This is a genomic window from Paenibacillus jamilae (genome assembly GCF_050482105.1).
Classification (GTDB): domain Bacteria; phylum Bacillota; class Bacilli; order Paenibacillales; family Paenibacillaceae; genus Paenibacillus; species Paenibacillus jamilae_B.
Genome location: NZ_JBCNHI010000011.1, coordinates 295908 through 312177, shown reverse-complemented (window position 1 = coordinate 312177; position 16270 = coordinate 295908). Strand labels below are relative to the sequence as shown.

Genomic DNA, 16270 nt, shown 5'->3' with positions numbered 1-16270 from the left:
TCTCTCCACTAAATTTTATTTGTTCTCTATTTTTTCTTTAAAGCCAAAGATCCACGTCAACGCAAAGGCTACACCAAAACCGATTAAACAAACGAAAGCATACAGAAAAATCTGATTATTCAGATACAATAACAAGCCAGGTATAGCTGTAATCGACATACCTGTGGCTTGAACATTAAAGATACGTGCGAAGAATCCTCCAACCGCTCCTCCAATCAAGCCCATCACGAATGGTTTGCCATAACGAATGTTCACCCCAAAAATAGCCGGTTCTGTAATGCCCAGCAGTGCAGACACGGCAGACGGGTAGGCAATAGATTTGGTTTTTAATCTTTTCGATTTCAGGCCGACCGCTAACGCCGCACCTGCTTGTGCACAAATGGAGGCCGAACTGATCGGGTTAACCATATTCCAGCCGCCATCCACCAGCATCTGTATTTCGATCAGGTTGAGCGCATGGTGCAGTCCGGTAACGACAATAATCTGATTAATGCCACCATAAATAAACCCGCCAATGCCAAACGGCAATTTCAAAATAGCTGTAACTGCTGATAATATCAAAACCTCTACTTCATGGAAGATGGGACCAATCACGAACAAGCCCAGTACCAGTGTGAGCAACAATGTCAGAAACGGTGTCAGAATCAAGTCCAATGCCTCAGGAACGGATTTCCTGATTCTCTTCTCCATCATCGCTCCCACGATCCCTATAATGAACGCCGGCAGAACGGAACCTTGATAGCCTGCGATTTTAATAAAGCCCAAAAACAAAAGAGGCTCCTTCACATGTTGAGCGACATCCCAGGAAGTAGGTAAAGAAGGACTTACCAGCATGAGCCCGAGCAAAATTCCCAAGATCGGCGACCCGCCAAACACTCTGAATGCAGACCAGCAGACCAGCACGGGTAAAAATGCAAACGCGGTATCGGTCAGTATTTGCGTAAATAATATGAAATTCGCAGAAATATCATCCGGTGTAAGTCCAAATAACTGTAGCAGTGCAGGCTGAGTTACCAAGCCCCTAACTCCCATAAACAAGCCGGTAGCTACCAATGCAGGGATAATGGGAACGAATACATCTCCGAAAACCCGGATCATTCTTTTGAAAAAGTTATCATCTTGCGTAGAGGCCTTCTCTTTCAGCTCTGCCTTTGATGTCGCAGATACGTTCTGGCCGACCATCGCTTCGTAAACCTTATTCACGGTACCGGTTCCAAAAATAATCTGATATTGTCCGGAGGTAAAAAAGACCCCTTTTGCCTTATCAATATTTTCAATAAATTCATCATCAATAGTATCCCTGTCTTTTACAATCAATCTCAACCGTGTAGCACAATGTGCCATAGAAATAATATTGTCTTCTCCGCCAAGCCCTTTAATGACATCCTGGGCTATTTTAACGTATTCTTTCTCAAGACTCATCAGTCTTCTTCCTTTCCTCTGTTCCTCTTAGTTAGTCTGAATCTTCTTTAAAACTTGGACTAATATGCTTCTTAAGAATAACATGACTGCGCTTTCAAACAGTGCGATTATTTTACTACATTAAGGTCAAATTTTGACCTTTTTATACCCTTGGCTATAAATAACTCCGAAAAATAGACTTGGTATTGGAACAAAAAATGCACCTTCAGAATGGACACTGGATAACTTCATGGTTTATCCGGTGATTTCCAAAGGTGCACCTGTAATTGTCCTATTGGGTTACTTCGTGACTTTCAACTGAACATGATCAGCTGTATAGACAACCTTCACTTTATAATTGCTTGGCAAACCCGCTGCTTCGATGGAAGTAAATGCCCCATTTCGTTTACCGTAGGTTAAAATGGTCGCACCGCTAGCTGGTACATATTTGTTAGAAAAATTCAGGCGTAATTTTCCGTTAAGTTGGGCTGTTCCCTTAATTTTGAGCACATCATTTTTACTTTGCAGATTGAGTTCAAGCTTGCCCTTGGCTGTTTGTTTGTAATTCCCGCCAACAATCAGCTTTCCTGCATTGTTTTTAAGAAGAGTTCCCCCGTTATTTGTAACTGCACCATTTCCGAAAGCTGTCTGCGAATTACCTTCAAGTACGCCTTGATCGATCTGCGTACCACCGGAATACGTATTGCTACCCATAAGCTTCAACGTACCTGTTCCCTTTTTAGTCAGCTTTCCAGTACCAGAAATAGGGTTGCGCCAGCGATCCAATGCATTGAAACCCCCTTTGGAGGCGTCCATATTTACTATAACATTATTGACGAAAGCACCGTAGCCATCAGCAGCGGAAAACAGGTTCAAGCGTCCCCATCCTTCGGCATCGTCAAGCACAGGATAACCGGATGGAAGACCTGTAGTGGCCAATACCCAACGGCGTTGTGTGCTGTCAAGGTAAGGCTGACGTGTTTCTAACAACACCTCAGCTCCCTTAGGTACTGTCATGGGCGTCGTAGCTGGATTAATCTGACTGAATCCATACGTTAGTCGTTCATTATAACTTTTTTTGTTCGCAGCATAATTGCTGAACCGATCTGGGGCTGTACCTTTTTGGGACAGCAATTGTTTATGAGCATCCTGATAAGCTGCTTTCTTCAAGCTGCTATTGGCTGGATCAGACAGGATTGCAGCAGCCATCGCTATTGCCATGACGCGTCCTCCCATAACATCAAGCGGGGAATGCATCCCAGCAACAACACGATTATTGCCCAGCTCCGAAGCTCGTGTCAGCAATTCCTGATAACGCTCCGGCATGGCATAGGCCATAGCTATAGAACTGAGATACGCAGCATTGGTATGACCGCTAGGAAAGCCGCCATCATTAGTAGCATCAGATTTGAGGGCAGGGATCAGACTTGGAACAACTACTGAATTGTCGCTCCAGCGGAACGGACGAGGATAGCTAAAGTAAGATTTGGCCGGGTTCGTCGTAGAGTAGTCCCCACGCAAGGTATTGACCAGATTCACGACGTTGCCGAGACTGGAACTGGTATCCCCTGCATTCGTTCCCTCATCTTCATATTTCTTAGTTGTGGCATCGGCCGGAACGTCGTTGATTGTTGTCGTGGCACCTGCCTTCTTTCGATATATATCAGTAAGTGAACCCAGACCGTCGATTACACTGTAGCTCTGATTTCGGCGGTCGTCCAAATAAGCCGCATCGGCCTCACTGGAAGTGCGACGGGCAGCAATATCAATCACTTTTTGAATATTAGCGTCCAGTACACTGCTGTTTAGTTTGGTACCTGTGTCCCAGGTAGCGCCGGGAGTCCAAAGCTTATTAAATTCAGAGAGCAACCCGAGAGTCGGATTGGTGCTTTCCGTCTTATTAGCAGCACTATTATTTTTATAATGATCTACAAAATATCCCCATGACGGTTCTGTTGGAGTTACTGTTGTTGGCAGTGTTGCCGCACTCGCGTAATTTCCACCCAGAGAACCTAGAAGTAATGGTACAGATAATAATGCAACGGATAGTGGCTTTCTTAGCAATTTCATTCTCAAATCAGATCCTCTCTTTTCTTGTGCCCTTCATACTTTCTCTTCAGAGCTATCACCTATACAACAAGTTGTATGACATAAAGAATCATATCTTAAGTTTGTTAAATAAAGAGCCTAGTTTTGTTAAATTCTTCTTGCCTATTTATATGTAAAAGAAATTTCAACAACATTCAACCGAGAACCAACTCATGCATATTCGAGAGTAAAATGATAAATAAAGGATATCTTATGCAGATATAGTACACTCAGTGCACGATAATCTGTTGTAAATTAAAGGATCAAGCAATAAAGAGTATCCAGCAGGATGGGCTAGCAGCAAAGAGCAAATAGGGACTTTATCCCACTTTCAGCCATTTGCTGCAATCGGATTACTTCCTATATCTTAAAATATACATACTTACCCGGAGGTTGCCATGACTACTAAATCTGCTACAAAAAAAGAAACGGGCCAATCGCTCCCCCTTCCGGGATCGCAAGCGAAAGGCACCGTTTTTGCGATTCTGATTGCAATCAGTTTCGTTCATCTGTTCAATGACTCGATTCAGTCGGTCATTCCAGCGATTTTTCCGATCCTGAAGGAATCTATGCGCCTGAGCTACACGCAGATCGGCTGGATCTCGTTCGCCATCAACTTTACTGCTTCGATCATGCAGCCTGTCATTGGCTTGTTTTCGGACAAACGACCTACGCCCGCTATCCTTCCCATCGGCATGGGCTTTACGCTGACTGGTATGCTACTGCTCGCCTATGCTGCCGATTATAAAGCGGTGCTGATCGCAGTCATCTTCGTAGGTCTGGGCTCGGCCGCATTTCACCCGGAAGGCTCGCGCGTATCCCATATGGCGGCAGGATCACGCCGGGGATTGGCACAATCCATTTTCCAGGTCGGCGGCAATGCAGGCCAATCGCTGGCACCGATGCTCACAAGCTGGATTTTTATCCCGTTGGGGCAATTTGGCGCTATTTGGTTCACGGGTATTGCGGCAGCCGGGATTGTAGTGCAATCATTTATCGCTCGCTGGTACGGTAACGTCCTGCGTACAGAAGGCGTTGCACGCAAAAAAACGGCAACACGCCGTATGAAGCCCGAAGTGCGCAGCCGTATTATGTTTGCTATGATTGTCCTCATTCTGCTGGTATTTGTTCGTTCGTGGTATTCGACTTCGGTTGGCAGTTACTATTCGTTTTACCTGATGGAAGTATTTAAAATGCCATTGGCTGACGCACAGCTGTACATTTTCCTGTTCCTCGGAGCTGGAGCGCTGGGCACCTTCTTTGGTGGTCCGCTGGCAGACCGTTTTGGTAAACGTAATATGATTTTTCTGTCCATGGTATTAGCTGCACCCTTGGCGCTGCTGCTGCCATATGCCAACCAATTCTGGACGGCGATCCTGCTGGCGATTATCGGATTTATTATGTTGTCCAGCTTTTCGGTCACAGTCGTATATGCACAGATGCTCGTGCCTGGCAAAATCGGGACGGTATCCGGTCTCATTACAGGTCTGGCTTTTGGTCTCGGCGGTGTGGGTGCACTCGTGCTCGGCAACTGGATCGACAAAGTAGGTATCACCAACATCATGTTCCTGTGCGGCTTTTTGCCACTGCTCGGCATTTTAACCTTCCTGCTTCCTACAGACAAAACTCTGAATCGCTGGGCGGAAGAAAATGGAGCCGAAGTGTAACAGGCAACCGTGTGGCGGCCATCATTGGCCGCTGCACACCTATAAACAACTAACTCCAGCTACATTCCTCACTTCTCCCCCACTCTTCACCTCTTCCATTTCTTACTTCTACTCCAACCCATTCTCTACTTCTGCCAAACGTTTTAAAATACGACGCTTCCGATATAGCATTTTTCCCGCTTCAGCCACGTCACTAATAGCGCTTCGATTGGCCATGGAGCCAAACAAAATTCCCGCAATCGGGACCATTTGCAGCAGCTTTTTCCAGCCAAACTGATCGCGATAAGTGTTAATGACTTCTCTCCATCCCTGCATCTGAGAAAAAACCTGTGCCTGACGTGAAGGATCATCGAACAAGGCCAGTTCCTCTAATACAGCCTTTTTCCCCACAATATCAGATGAAGCGAATTGCATACATTTAATAATAAAAATGCGCTCCTGCTTATCATGTGGGTTAAACCCATAGCACAAAGCGATTTCCTGAAGCACTTTGAGTGACAAGCCAAGCAAAATAGGGATATCGGCCGCAATCGTAAACACACCACCAATTCCCGTGGTTGCTCCCTGAGCGGTGGCAAAGGTAATGCGCCCTGATGTCATATCGTCCGCAGTCTGATCCATGATCGCTAGTGGGAGCTCAGCCAACTGCTTCAAATCCCACATGGATTCCTCACTATGCTCCGCATCTGCGTTTTCCCCGGCACGGGGCTGATCCTCCGTATCCAAGACGGAAGCTGCACCATTTTGCTGAATCATATATTCACGGGCCGTCTTGTTCAGCTTACTCAGGACTGTTTCTTCTTTCACCAAATATTTGCCACCATTCTGAATGAAGCTACCCAGCTCGTTAAGCAGCTGCTCCAGCTTGTCTTTAATAATTTTGGGCGTCAGCCGGTCCAGCAGCATAAAGGGCCATCTGCCGATTTTTTCCCAGAAAAAAATATCCTTCTGCTCCTTCTCCCACTTCTCCATATGCTTCAGCTCCTGGTGCAATACATCCTGACTTTCCCGATATTCTATAAGCGGCTTCATAAGCGTAGACGTCTCCTTTTGACTATGCTAGTTTATGTATGGATAATACGTAGATAAGACGAGTTCAGGTTTCTTTTTTTAGCAAACAAAATGATACAGTAGGTTGAAATTTATACAGATCGGACGGAATGTAATGATGAATAATGTAGAGCTTGTCCCTTACCATTGTGAGCATGATGCGATTTTACATACCTTTTATTTGCCTGAGGAGCAGAAGCAATTTACTGGAATGCCCGCCGATATGCTGGCACTAGCGAAGGAAGATCCACACCGCCATCCTGTCGTCATTACGGCTACTGGGAGGCCGGTTGGATTTTTCATTTTATACGATGGAGATGAATTAGCAGACTATACGAATACTTCTGAGGCACTGCTGCTGCGTGCGTTTTCTATTCATTATGCAGATCAGGGACAAGGGTTCGCTAAACAAGGGCTGCTTCTGCTACCACAGTATATCTCCAGACACTTTCCACATATTCGCGAGATTGTACTAGGCGTCAATGCCCGTAATCTTGCTGCTCAAAGTCTATATCTCAAATGCGGCTTTATCGATGAAGGTAACACTAAAATGGGACAACACGGCTTGCAGCATATTTTTAAAATGAGTTTATAACGCTGACTTCGATTGACCTCGCAAAACAAAAGCTTTCGGCACAAACGCCGAAAGCTTTTATCATTAAATTTCGCCAATGGAAAAGCTCAATTTATAGTTACCAAACTTCGTAAGTTCATCCAGCATAGCATTTAACTCTGACTGTGATGACATGCGCACCCGCATCCAATAACAGCCCTCCCCACTTACCCGATGAATTTCGACAATAGAGGAGTGCTCCCGTGCAAAAGTCTGAAAAGCACTGTGAGTCGTTCCTGAGTTTAAAAAAACCGTAATAAAGGCATGAATCGTCTGCCCAATTTTTTCAGGGTTCCAGCGCAGTGTATAGCCCTCAATAATGCCTGCATCCTGCATTTTTCGAACACGTGCCCCTACTGCTTGGCCCGTCAAATGAACTAGCTGACCAATCTCCTTGTGCGTTAAAGAGCTGTCTTCAATTAAATGATGAAGAATACGCAGGTCGGTCTCATCAGGTACGAATAGTTCCATAGTTATTTTTCCTTTCATGATGAAACGAGAATGCTGGTTTTCCTTTCAGCAGGCCGTAGCCTGCATCTGCTTGCGTCAGATATGATTGTAGCAGAAACCAAGAACGGCCGAAAATACATTCGGTCAAAAAAACATTTACGATTAAAGGAGCTTCCATATATGAAAATCACACTAATCCGCAACGCAACCTTATGGATCGAATACGCTGGAGTAAAATTTCTGATTGATCCGATGCTGAGTGATGCCGGGATCAACCCGCCGGTGCCCAATACGGAAAACACCCTCCGTAATCCGCTGGTTCCCTTGCCACCGCAATGGCAGACGCTTGGACAGCCTGACGTGGTCATTGTCACACACCTGCATCTGGATCATTGGGACCCGGCAGCAGTACGCTGGCTGGACAAACAGCTTCCCGTCTTCTGCCAGCCCGGAAATGAAGAACAGATCGCTGCTGACGGTTTTACACAGGTTACTCCACTTTCTATGGCTGGCTTAGTGGGAGAAATCGAGATTACCCGTACAAGCGGGCATCACGGAACCGGAGAAATCGGGGAGCAGATGGGACCCGTATCCGGCTTTGTATTTCAGGCTCCAGGTGAGCCTGTCGTCTACGTGGCCGGGGATACCATTTGGTGCAGTGAAGTCGCGGAAGCACTGGATAAATACCGCCCTGACTGGACGATCGTAAACGCTGGAGGAGCGCGGTTTACAGTGGGCGATCCCATTATTATGACTGCCCAAGATGTAACAGCTGTTGCACAGCATGCTCCTTACACCCAAGTCGTTGCTGTCCATATGGAAGCCATCAACCATTGTGTACTGACTCGCTCCGAGCTTTCGGAACATATCCATCGTGAAGGTCTGGAGAAGCGTGTCCATATTCCGGCAGATGGAGCGACGATTTCGGCATAAGGCGATAATTCCCGATTCACCGTTTGCGCCTATTTCGAATATATTGGATTTCAAAACGCCTAAAAGAAGGGATTATTCAATGAATTGGCAATATCAGCATCCTTATTATGGTACAGAAACCCAATGTAAAGAAGTTCCGATTGCTTTTCCTCCCCAGCATCAATATAGACAGCCGGGGTTGGAATACCTGGTGGTTCCACGCCCTATCTTTGATAATCCAAAGTATATCGGTACGGGAAAGCTTCAGGATCGGGTGGCGATTATTAGCGGCGGGGACAGTGGCATTGGTCGCGCGGTTGCAGTCGCATTTGCCAAGGAAGGGGCCGATGTGGTCATTGCCTATCTCGATGAGCATCGAGATGCGATGGAGACCCGTGATGTCATTCACCGGCTTGGCCGACGTTGCTTGTTAATTCCAGGTGATCTAAGGCTCAAAAGCAACTGCTGTCTGGTTGTTCAAAAAACGATGGAAACCTTCGGTCGTATTGATATCCTCATTAATAATATGGGTGTTCAGTTTGTGCGCGAATCATATCTGGATATCAGTGAGCAGCAGCTTCGTGATACGTTTGATACGAATATTATTTCCTTCTTCCATATGACTACAGAAGCCTTGCCGTATATGCGGGCTGGAGCCAGCATTGTCAATACGGCTTCGGTTACAGCCTATGTCGGGCAAAAGAATCTGATTGATTATTCGGCTAGCAAAGGAGCCATTGTCAGCTTCACGCGCGCATTGGCTAACAATCTGGTCGATCAGGGTATTCGCGTGAATGCCATTGCTCCCGGTCCGATCTGGACTCCGCTGAATCCGGCCACACAGTCGCCTGAAGTCATTCGCACCTTTGGCAGCAATACGCCGATGAAGCGTGCCGGGCAGCCTTATGAATTGGCCCCTGCCTATGTGCTGTTGGCTTCAGATGACGGCTCCTACATTACCGGCCAGACGCTGCATGTGAACGGCGGACAAATGGTGACGACTTAGTTGGGTTAGCTAATAGCCATAAAACCTAACAAAGCAAAAAACCTCCAGCATCCACAATTTCAAGTGGGACTGGAGGTTTGCTTATTTTACAATGTTGAATATAAGCTTAAACTGATCTTTTGTTTTTGTTGTAAATATCGAAGGCAACCGCCAGCAGCAGTACCAAGCCCTTGATCCCTTGCTGCCAGTCAATCCCCAGGCCGATCAGAGACATACCGTTATTCAGGACGCCCATAACCAAGCCACCGATAATCGCTCCAAAAACCGTTCCGATCCCGCCCGACGCCGAAGCTCCACCGATAAAGCAAGCTGCGATGGCATCCAGCTCAAAGTTCGTACCTGCTCTTGGCGTAGCCGCGTTCAGACGTGCAGCAAAGATGAGACCGGAAATGGCAGCCAATACGCCCATGTTGACAAATACCCAGAATGTTACTTTTTTCGTTTTGACACCGGACAAACCCGCTGCTTTTTCATTTCCACCCAGCGCATACACATGGCGCCCCATAACCGTGCGGTTCATGACGAAGGAGTATACCACGATCAGGATGAACAGCAGGACGAGAATGTTCGGTATTCCCGCATAGCTCGCGAGCATGAAGGTGAACAGATTAATCACAGCAGCCACTACGATCAATTTGAGTACAAATAACACCTGTGACGGAACCTCAAATCCATATTTAAGCTGAGAGCGGCGTTCGCGAATTTCGTTCACGATAAACCATACCGTAAGTGCAATGCCGACAATGATGGATACCAGGTTATAACCGGTAGCTGAAAAATCCGGCAGGAAGCCTGAACTGATTTTCTGGAATCCCCCCGGAAAAGGAGAGATCGATTGACCTTCCAGCACGATCATTGTTAATCCGCGGAAGAGCAGCATCCCCGCCAAGGTAACGATAAATGCCGGAATCCGTACATAAGCGACCCAGAACCCTTGCCATGCCCCAATTAACGCTCCGACCAGCAAAGCTGCAATTACAGCGACCCACGCTGGAAGCTGCCAATCGACCATCATAATAGCGGCAACCGCACCGACAAAAGCGGCTATGGAGCCGACGGACAAGTCAATATGCCCAGTGATGATAACCAACACCATCCCGATCGCCAGCACGAGAATGTAGCTATTTTGCAGAATCAGATTGGTAATATTAATCGGCTTCAATAGCAAGCCGCCTGTCAGCACTTCGAACAAAATCATAATAACGACCAGCGCAATCATCATGCCATATTGGCGGATGTTATTTTTAAATAGTTTAGTTATGGTTTCCATGCTTCACGCCTCCTGACTTGGTCATATATCTCATCAACGTTTCCTGCGATGCATCCTCACGGCCAACCTCTCCGGTGATCCGCCCGGCATTCATGACATAAATCCGGTCACACAAGCCTAGTACCTCTGGCAGCTCAGACGAAATGACCAGCACGCCCTTGCCTTCAGCGGCAAGTCGATGAATGATCGTGTAGATTTCATATTTAGCACCCACATCTATGCCGCGCGTCGGTTCATCTAGAATCAGAATATCCGGTCCGGCAAAAATCCATTTGCTCAGTACTACCTTCTGCTGATTACCGCCACTCAGGTTACCGGTTTTCTGTAAAATACTCGGCGCTTTGATGTTCATGCTTTTTTTCATTTCCTCTGCAACGACGACTTCCTCCTGCTCATTAACTACAGCGCCCTTTGCCAGCTTGTTCAGACCGGTCAACGAAATATTGCGCTTGATATCATCCATTAAAATGAGACCGTACTCCTTGCGGTCCTCCGTCACATAGGCAAAGCCATTGTTAATGGCGTCCGTAACCGTGTTGTTCTGGATCGGCTTGCCGTCCTTAATCAGTTGACCCGAGATATTGCGTCCGTATGACTTGCCAAAGATACTCATCGCCAGCTCGGTCCGTCCTGCTCCCATCAGCCCGGCAATACCGACAATTTCACCGCTGCGAATATTCAGATTCACCTGATCCAGCACCTTGCGGTCTGCATGATGCTCGTGATACACCGTCCAGTCCTTCACTTCTAACACAACTTTGCCAATCTTGGCATGACGCTCTGGATAACGGCTGGTCAAATCGCGTCCAACCATACCGCTAATGATCCGATCCTCTGTGACCTCATCCTTTTTCATATCCAGCGTCTCAATCGTCTTCCCATCTCGCAAAATCGTAATCGAATCCGACACCTTTGCGACCTCATTCAGCTTGTGGGAGATGAGAATGCAGGAAATGCCCTGTTTTTTAAACTCCAGCATCAAATTAAGCAGATTTTCACTATCATCCTCATTCAATGCCGCTGTTGGTTCATCCAGAATAAGCAGCTTTACCTTTTTAGAGAGCGCTTTCGCAATTTCGACCAGCTGTTGCTTGCCGACCCCGATGTTCGTAACCAAGGTATTGGGATTTTCACTCAAACCGACCTTAGACAGCAGCTCGCGTGTCCCGACAAAAGTCTCTTTCCAATCAATCACGCCGCCACTGGCGCGCTCGTTGCCCAGATAAATATTTTCCGCAATCGAGAGATAAGGGATCAATGCCAGCTCCTGATGGATAATGACGATGCCCAATTCCTCGCTCTGCTTGATATCCTTGAACTCACACGTTTTGCCCTGGAAAATAATATCCCCCTCGTAGGTTCCATGTGGATATACACCACTCAGTACCTTCATCAGCGTCGATTTGCCCGCCCCGTTCTCGCCGCACAGCGAATGAATCTCGCCTTCCTTGACCTTGAGATTCACATTTTCCAATGCCTTTACGCCAGGAAAGGTTTTGGTAATTCCCTTCATTTCCAAGATGATTCCAGTCATGGGATACGCTCCTTTCGGTTGGATTCTTACTCTTATTTCAGTCCGATTTGCTCTTTGGTGTAATAGTGACTGCCGACAATATCCTTCTCTACATTCGTCCGGTCCACCGAGATTGGATCAAGCAGGTACGCAGGAATCACCTTTTTCCCGTTGTTATACGATTTGACGTCATTCACTTCCGCTTGCTTGCCCTGTAAAATGCTGTTGGCCATCACGACCGTTTGCTCAGCCAGCTTGCGAGTATCCTTAAATATGGTTTGGGTCTGCTCTCCAGCCACAATGGATTTGATCGAAGCCAGCTCCGCATCCTGTCCGGTAATGATCGGCAGCGGCTTGTTCGCTGATCCATATCCGACCCCTTTCAGGGATGAAATGATACCGATGCTAATGCCGTCATACGGAGAGAGCACCGCATCCAGATTGGCCCCTGAATAATAAGCACTCAGCAGATTATCCATCCGCGATTGTGCTAGTGCTCCATCCCATCGCAGTGTAGCGATCTGCGCCATCGTCATCTGCTTGCTGCGCACGACCAGCTTACCGGAATCAATGTATGGCTTAAGTACGGACATCGCACCATTAAAGAAGAAGTATGCATTATTGTCATCCGGCGATCCGCCGAACAGCTCGATATTGAAAGGGCCCTTGCCATCTTTGAGACCCAGCTTTTTCTCAATATATGCCGCCTGTAATACGCCCACCTTGAAGTTATCAAAGGTCGCATAATACGTCAGATACGGTGTGTTGCGAATCAGACGGTCGTAAGAAATGACCTGAATCCCTCGGTCGTGTGCCTTCTGAATTACATCCGTCAGCGTGTTTCCATCGACCGAAGCAATGACCATAACATTGACGCCCTTAGTGATCATGTTTTCGATTTGGGAAATTTGATTTTCCACCACGTCCTCGGCATACTGTAAATCCGTTTTATAGCCTTGCTCCTGAAACAACCGAACCATATTCTCCCCGTCTCCTACCCAACGCTCAGACGATTTGGTCGGCATGGAAATACCCACATAGCCTTTTTCCTTGCTGCCCGTTCCACTCTCCGCCAGATTGCAGGCCGAGAGCATCAGGGCCAAAACCAGAAGCCAAACAACAACAGCTCCCTTTTTCATATGAAGTTCCCCTTTCCTCATGTGATGCAGGTCATTTGAAGGTAAGGATTTTGCGAAATCCTCAGGTCATTGCTGATTAGATCTTTAATTAGATAGCGCTTACATAAGTGAGGCGATGAGCACCTCTCTTTTTTTATGTGCAAACACATGGTATCATTCCAGGCCGGGGAAGGTCTTTGCAGGTTTTGAACTTTTTTTATAAAATTTTAACCTTTGTGTGGATAAAAAATAAAAGAGGCTACCTATGGGTAGCCAAAACTTTACATCTATTCCTTCAACTTTCGTTCAAAATGAACATGCAGACGATACAGACAAATTTCCTTCGTCCATTGATATAGTATTGCGCGTTCGTCGGCATCCTCTACCTTCAAAGCTAGTGTAAATACACCTTCCTCGAACCGCATCATGCTCCCCTTCGCCGCACTCCATTTGGTCATAGGCATATTGGAAATGAGTTGCACTACCTTCCTTTCAGTTAATGCATTCCATTCCCACAACCCTGTTGATTCCTTATCGGCAAAATCTTTTTGTCTCCGATATTCCTTTTTTGTAAGATACGTATGGAAAAATAATGCCATATCTTCTGGTTTTACTGGGTCCATCCAATGTTCTTCCCCTCGTTCCAGCATATAGAGGAGCACGACCATTTTGTAGCTCTTGGTCATCACAGTCCGTTCCACATCCCGCAGCCACGCCTCGTGGTGAACATACGTTTCTTTTTCCTGTTCAGACAAAAGCTCCGCCCAGTAGAGAAATCCGACATAGGAGCCGAACTCATTCCGATATGCCTTACTTATTGAGCGACCAAGCAAGTGCAATTCCAGATATGTAGGAATACGACCTAATTCCTGTTTTAAGTCAAGAAAATCACGATGCAGCTTTTCGCGGTGCGGCATCCTTTTGCGGCTTAGCTCTTGCAGCAGGTCTATAACTTGTGTTTCAAGTTGAATTTCGCAACTTTCAGGCACTTCTGGTATAATTGCATCTTGCTTTTTCCTTGTGGAATCCTCTGCCTCCAACTCTGCAAAAAGCTGAAACTTTACATCTGCGTTCCGGTAATTACCGATTAGGTCGATGATCACACAATGTGTTTTCCCCTCGGCCAGTCGCAAACCCCGACCTACCTGTTGGGTGAAGACGGTAAGTGATTCCGTCGGACGAACAAACAAAAGTGTATCTACCTGCGGAATATCCGTACCTTCATTAAAGAGATCAACTGTAAAGACGATCTCCAGCTCACCGACTCCCAACTGTCTAATCGCTTCCTCTCGGGACATTTGCACAGTTCGTGAATGTAAGCTTAATACCTTCATACCTTTGTCACGGAAATATTTTGCCAAAAAATCTGCCTGACGTATTGACGAGCAGAACCCGATTGTCCTTGTCTGTTTATGCCGAACCCATGCAGTATAGATTTTCTCTGCCTGTTCTTCCTGAAGCTGCACTGCCGCCAGCTGCTCATCATCATATTTGGTACCTAACCAGTGAATTTTCGAGTAATCTGTATGATCATATACTCCATAATATTGGAAGGGTGCCAGCCAGCCCCTTCGAATGGCTTCAATAAAATGAACCTGGTAGGCTACATTTCCATCGCATAACGCATAAACATCTTTGCCATCCAGACGATCCGGTGTTGCGGTTATTCCCAGCAGAAATTTGGGTTGAAAATGTTGGATTACCGATAAGTACGAGGGTGCCGCCGCATGGTGAAATTCATCCACTATAATTAAATCAAAAGCGTCTGGCTCAAATTCTTCTCGGTGCTTTCTCATCCCAAGCGTGTATATAGATGCAAACACGCAGTCTGCATCCCCATCCTTAAATTGACCATTGTAAATCCCGTAAGTTCGGTCTGGCATAATCTGCTGAAAGGATTTTCGTGACTGAGACAAAATTTCCTCTCTGTGTGCGACAAACAGTACACGTCGAAACCGCCGAGAAAAAAACCCGCCAGATACGTTTTTCCCAAACCGGTAGCCATGACAACCATTGCTTTGTCATATTGCTCCTCCAGTGTTCCCTCAAGAGCCTCCAATGCCGCTATCTGTGCAGGACGTGGTTCAATTGGTGTAAGTAACTGCTCATCCGTATGTTCAGACAAATCCTCCACCATTCTTACCCTAATTTCAGCCTCTTCCATATCCGTTATACGCCGAATCAACTCAGGGTTCTCTTGGTGAATTCTTTTGTATTCTTGCTCATAGGAAGCAATAGAATCTGTATTGACTGGAAGAGTTGTTTCATGGTAAAAACTCTGCATAAATTTGTCCAAAGCTGACTGAAAAGTATAGGGTTCTGCCTGCGCGTTCATCGCCAAATTCCATTCATATCCCGTCTTCAATGCAGTGAATGAGAAATTGGATGAGCCTACTATCAGCAATCCTTCTCCATTATCATAATCGAACAAATACACCTTCGGGTGAAAAGATGTCCCCCTACTTTGCCATAATCTTGCCTCAACCCGATGATCTATCTCACATAGCGCCCGCAAACCTTCCGGCTGTGTGATATATAGATAATCCCCCGCCAGCATCCGCACCTCTGCGCCCCGTTCTACAGCCTGCTTGAGATGCGGAGCCAGCAACTTGACCCCGGAATGCATTATAAATGAAGTCATAATATAAATCCCAGAGGCATGTTGAATTCCGGCTATAAGCTCATCCGCTAAATTATCCGTAATAAGCTTGACGTTAAGCTTCGTCGACATCAATTAAGAACACCCGCTCCTGGAATCCGCCTCGTGCCTCAGCTTTGTCTGCCCGCAGCTTGTCCAGCTCGGGTACATTCGCCCCATGTACTTCTGCCAGCGCTCGGATGACTTCCAGCATATCCGCCAGTTCTTCCAATGCATCCTGATTTTTGTCCGCTGCAAAATATTCCTCAGTCTCTTCACGAAGCTTCGTTCGCAGTTCCTGCTTATACTCCTCTGGGTCCAAAATGCGTGTCCGACATTCCTTCCCCTGAGACATAATGATATGCGGAATCCGATCCCGCACCAGCTTGTTGTATGTAGGCATAACCAATAACACCCTTTCTAATTCGGAGGTTTTAGTTTTAGGTTTAGGTTTTAGGCTGTAAGTCTTAGCCAATATCTCCCTTTTTGCCATTATATCATTAGCTTAAAAAGAATCGGGTGTTATGGATAAAAATTTAACAAT

At 46.4% G+C, this 16270-nt stretch carries 12 protein-coding genes and 1 pseudogene; 4 read left to right on the top strand and 9 right to left on the bottom strand.

Annotated features, from left to right (window positions below; translation table 11 throughout):
• Positions 1–15: 15 nt before the first annotated feature.
• Positions 16–1422, bottom strand: coding sequence for a sucrose-specific PTS transporter subunit IIBC (locus ABEW32_RS08805; protein WP_430186628.1), 1407 nt, complete (start codon positions 1420–1422; stop codon positions 16–18).
• A 279-nt stretch (positions 1423–1701) separates the two neighbouring features.
• Positions 1702–3471 carry an acid phosphatase gene (locus ABEW32_RS08800; RefSeq protein WP_430186626.1) on the bottom strand — a complete coding sequence of 590 codons (1770 nt, stop codon included), beginning with the start codon at positions 3469–3471 and terminating at the stop codon, positions 1702–1704.
• A 416-nt stretch (positions 3472–3887) separates the two neighbouring features.
• Between ABEW32_RS08800 and ABEW32_RS08795 the strand changes: the two genes are divergently transcribed.
• Positions 3888–5156, top strand: coding sequence for an MFS transporter (locus ABEW32_RS08795; RefSeq protein WP_430186624.1), 1269 nt, complete (start codon positions 3888–3890; stop codon positions 5154–5156).
• A 108-nt stretch (positions 5157–5264) separates the two neighbouring features.
• On the opposite strand, the gene ABEW32_RS08790 is transcribed toward ABEW32_RS08795, so the two are convergent.
• Positions 5265–6188: an EcsC family protein gene (locus tag ABEW32_RS08790; protein ID WP_430186622.1), complete on the bottom strand. Its 924-nt coding sequence runs from the start codon at positions 6186–6188 to the stop codon at positions 5265–5267.
• A gap of 136 nt (positions 6189–6324) precedes the next feature.
• On the opposite strand from ABEW32_RS08790, the gene ABEW32_RS08785 reads away from it, so the two are divergent.
• Positions 6325–6801 carry a GNAT family N-acetyltransferase gene (locus tag ABEW32_RS08785; RefSeq protein WP_430187032.1) on the top strand — a complete coding sequence of 159 codons (477 nt, stop codon included), beginning with the start codon at positions 6325–6327 and terminating at the stop codon, positions 6799–6801.
• A gap of 63 nt (positions 6802–6864) precedes the next feature.
• Here the strand turns inward: ABEW32_RS08785 and ABEW32_RS08780 are convergent, their stop codons facing one another.
• A complete protein-coding gene (locus ABEW32_RS08780) occupies positions 6865–7290 on the bottom strand; it encodes an Lrp/AsnC family transcriptional regulator (RefSeq protein WP_123796852.1) in 426 nt (141 codons plus the stop codon).
• Positions 7291–7449: 159 nt separating this feature from the next.
• Between ABEW32_RS08780 and ABEW32_RS08775 the strand changes: the two genes are divergently transcribed.
• Both ABEW32_RS08775 and ABEW32_RS08770 read left to right on the top strand, forming a co-directional pair.
• Entirely contained in the window at positions 7450–8202 is a 753-nt protein-coding gene (locus ABEW32_RS08775) for an MBL fold metallo-hydrolase (protein WP_430186620.1), read from the top strand.
• Positions 8203–8281: 79 nt separating this feature from the next.
• On the top strand, positions 8282–9187 hold the full coding sequence (locus tag ABEW32_RS08770) for an SDR family oxidoreductase (RefSeq protein ID WP_430186618.1): 906 nt from the start codon (positions 8282–8284) through the stop codon (positions 9185–9187).
• Positions 9188–9293: 106 nt separating this feature from the next.
• On the opposite strand, the gene mmsB is transcribed toward ABEW32_RS08770, so the two are convergent.
• The 5 genes and pseudogenes from mmsB to ABEW32_RS08745 all read right to left on the bottom strand — a co-directional run bounded on the left by mmsB (position 9294) and on the right by ABEW32_RS08745 (position 16129).
• Positions 9294–10457, bottom strand: a complete 1164-nt coding sequence (gene mmsB, locus ABEW32_RS08765; RefSeq protein WP_430186616.1) for a multiple monosaccharide ABC transporter permease — start codon at positions 10455–10457, stop codon at positions 9294–9296.
• A complete protein-coding gene (gene mmsA / locus ABEW32_RS08760; protein ID WP_430186614.1) occupies positions 10441–11991 on the bottom strand; it encodes a multiple monosaccharide ABC transporter ATP-binding protein in 1551 nt (516 codons plus the stop codon). The genes mmsB and mmsA overlap by 17 nt, the downstream gene beginning before the upstream one ends.
• 32 nt (positions 11992–12023) lie before the next feature.
• Positions 12024–13109, bottom strand: a complete 1086-nt coding sequence (gene chvE / locus ABEW32_RS08755) for a multiple monosaccharide ABC transporter substrate-binding protein (RefSeq protein WP_017426385.1) — start codon at positions 13107–13109, stop codon at positions 12024–12026.
• A gap of 266 nt (positions 13110–13375) precedes the next feature.
• A pseudogene (locus tag ABEW32_RS08750) lies at positions 13376–15819 on the bottom strand (DEAD/DEAH box helicase family protein).
• Positions 15803–16129 (bottom strand): nucleoside triphosphate pyrophosphohydrolase, encoded by a 327-nt coding sequence (locus ABEW32_RS08745; RefSeq protein WP_430186612.1) that lies wholly within the window; start codon positions 16127–16129, stop codon positions 15803–15805. Before ABEW32_RS08745 ends, ABEW32_RS08750 begins: the two are co-directional and overlap by 17 nt.
• Positions 16130–16270 lie beyond the last annotated feature (141 nt).

Coding starts and splice junctions, on each gene's coding strand:
- ABEW32_RS08805 (WP_430186628.1), bottom strand. CDS start 1,422: ATGAGTCTTGAGAAAGAATACGTTAAAATAGCCCAGGATGTCATTAAA.
- ABEW32_RS08775 (WP_430186620.1), top strand. CDS start 7,450: ATGAAAATCACACTAATCCGCAACGCAACCTTATGGATCGAATACGCT.
- ABEW32_RS08785 (WP_430187032.1), top strand. CDS start 6,325: ATGAATAATGTAGAGCTTGTCCCTTACCATTGTGAGCATGATGCGATT.
- mmsA (WP_430186614.1), bottom strand. CDS start 11,991: ATGACTGGAATCATCTTGGAAATGAAGGGAATTACCAAAACCTTTCCT.
- ABEW32_RS08795 (WP_430186624.1), top strand. CDS start 3,888: ATGACTACTAAATCTGCTACAAAAAAAGAAACGGGCCAATCGCTCCCC.
- ABEW32_RS08800 (WP_430186626.1), bottom strand. CDS start 3,471: ATGAAATTGCTAAGAAAGCCACTATCCGTTGCATTATTATCTGTACCA.
- ABEW32_RS08745 (WP_430186612.1), bottom strand. CDS start 16,129: ATGCCTACATACAACAAGCTGGTGCGGGATCGGATTCCGCATATCATT.
- chvE (WP_017426385.1), bottom strand. CDS start 13,109: ATGAAAAAGGGAGCTGTTGTTGTTTGGCTTCTGGTTTTGGCCCTGATG.
- ABEW32_RS08780 (WP_123796852.1), bottom strand. CDS start 7,290: ATGGAACTATTCGTACCTGATGAGACCGACCTGCGTATTCTTCATCAT.
- ABEW32_RS08770 (WP_430186618.1), top strand. CDS start 8,282: ATGAATTGGCAATATCAGCATCCTTATTATGGTACAGAAACCCAATGT.
- ABEW32_RS08790 (WP_430186622.1), bottom strand. CDS start 6,188: ATGAAGCCGCTTATAGAATATCGGGAAAGTCAGGATGTATTGCACCAG.
- mmsB (WP_430186616.1), bottom strand. CDS start 10,457: ATGGAAACCATAACTAAACTATTTAAAAATAACATCCGCCAATATGGC.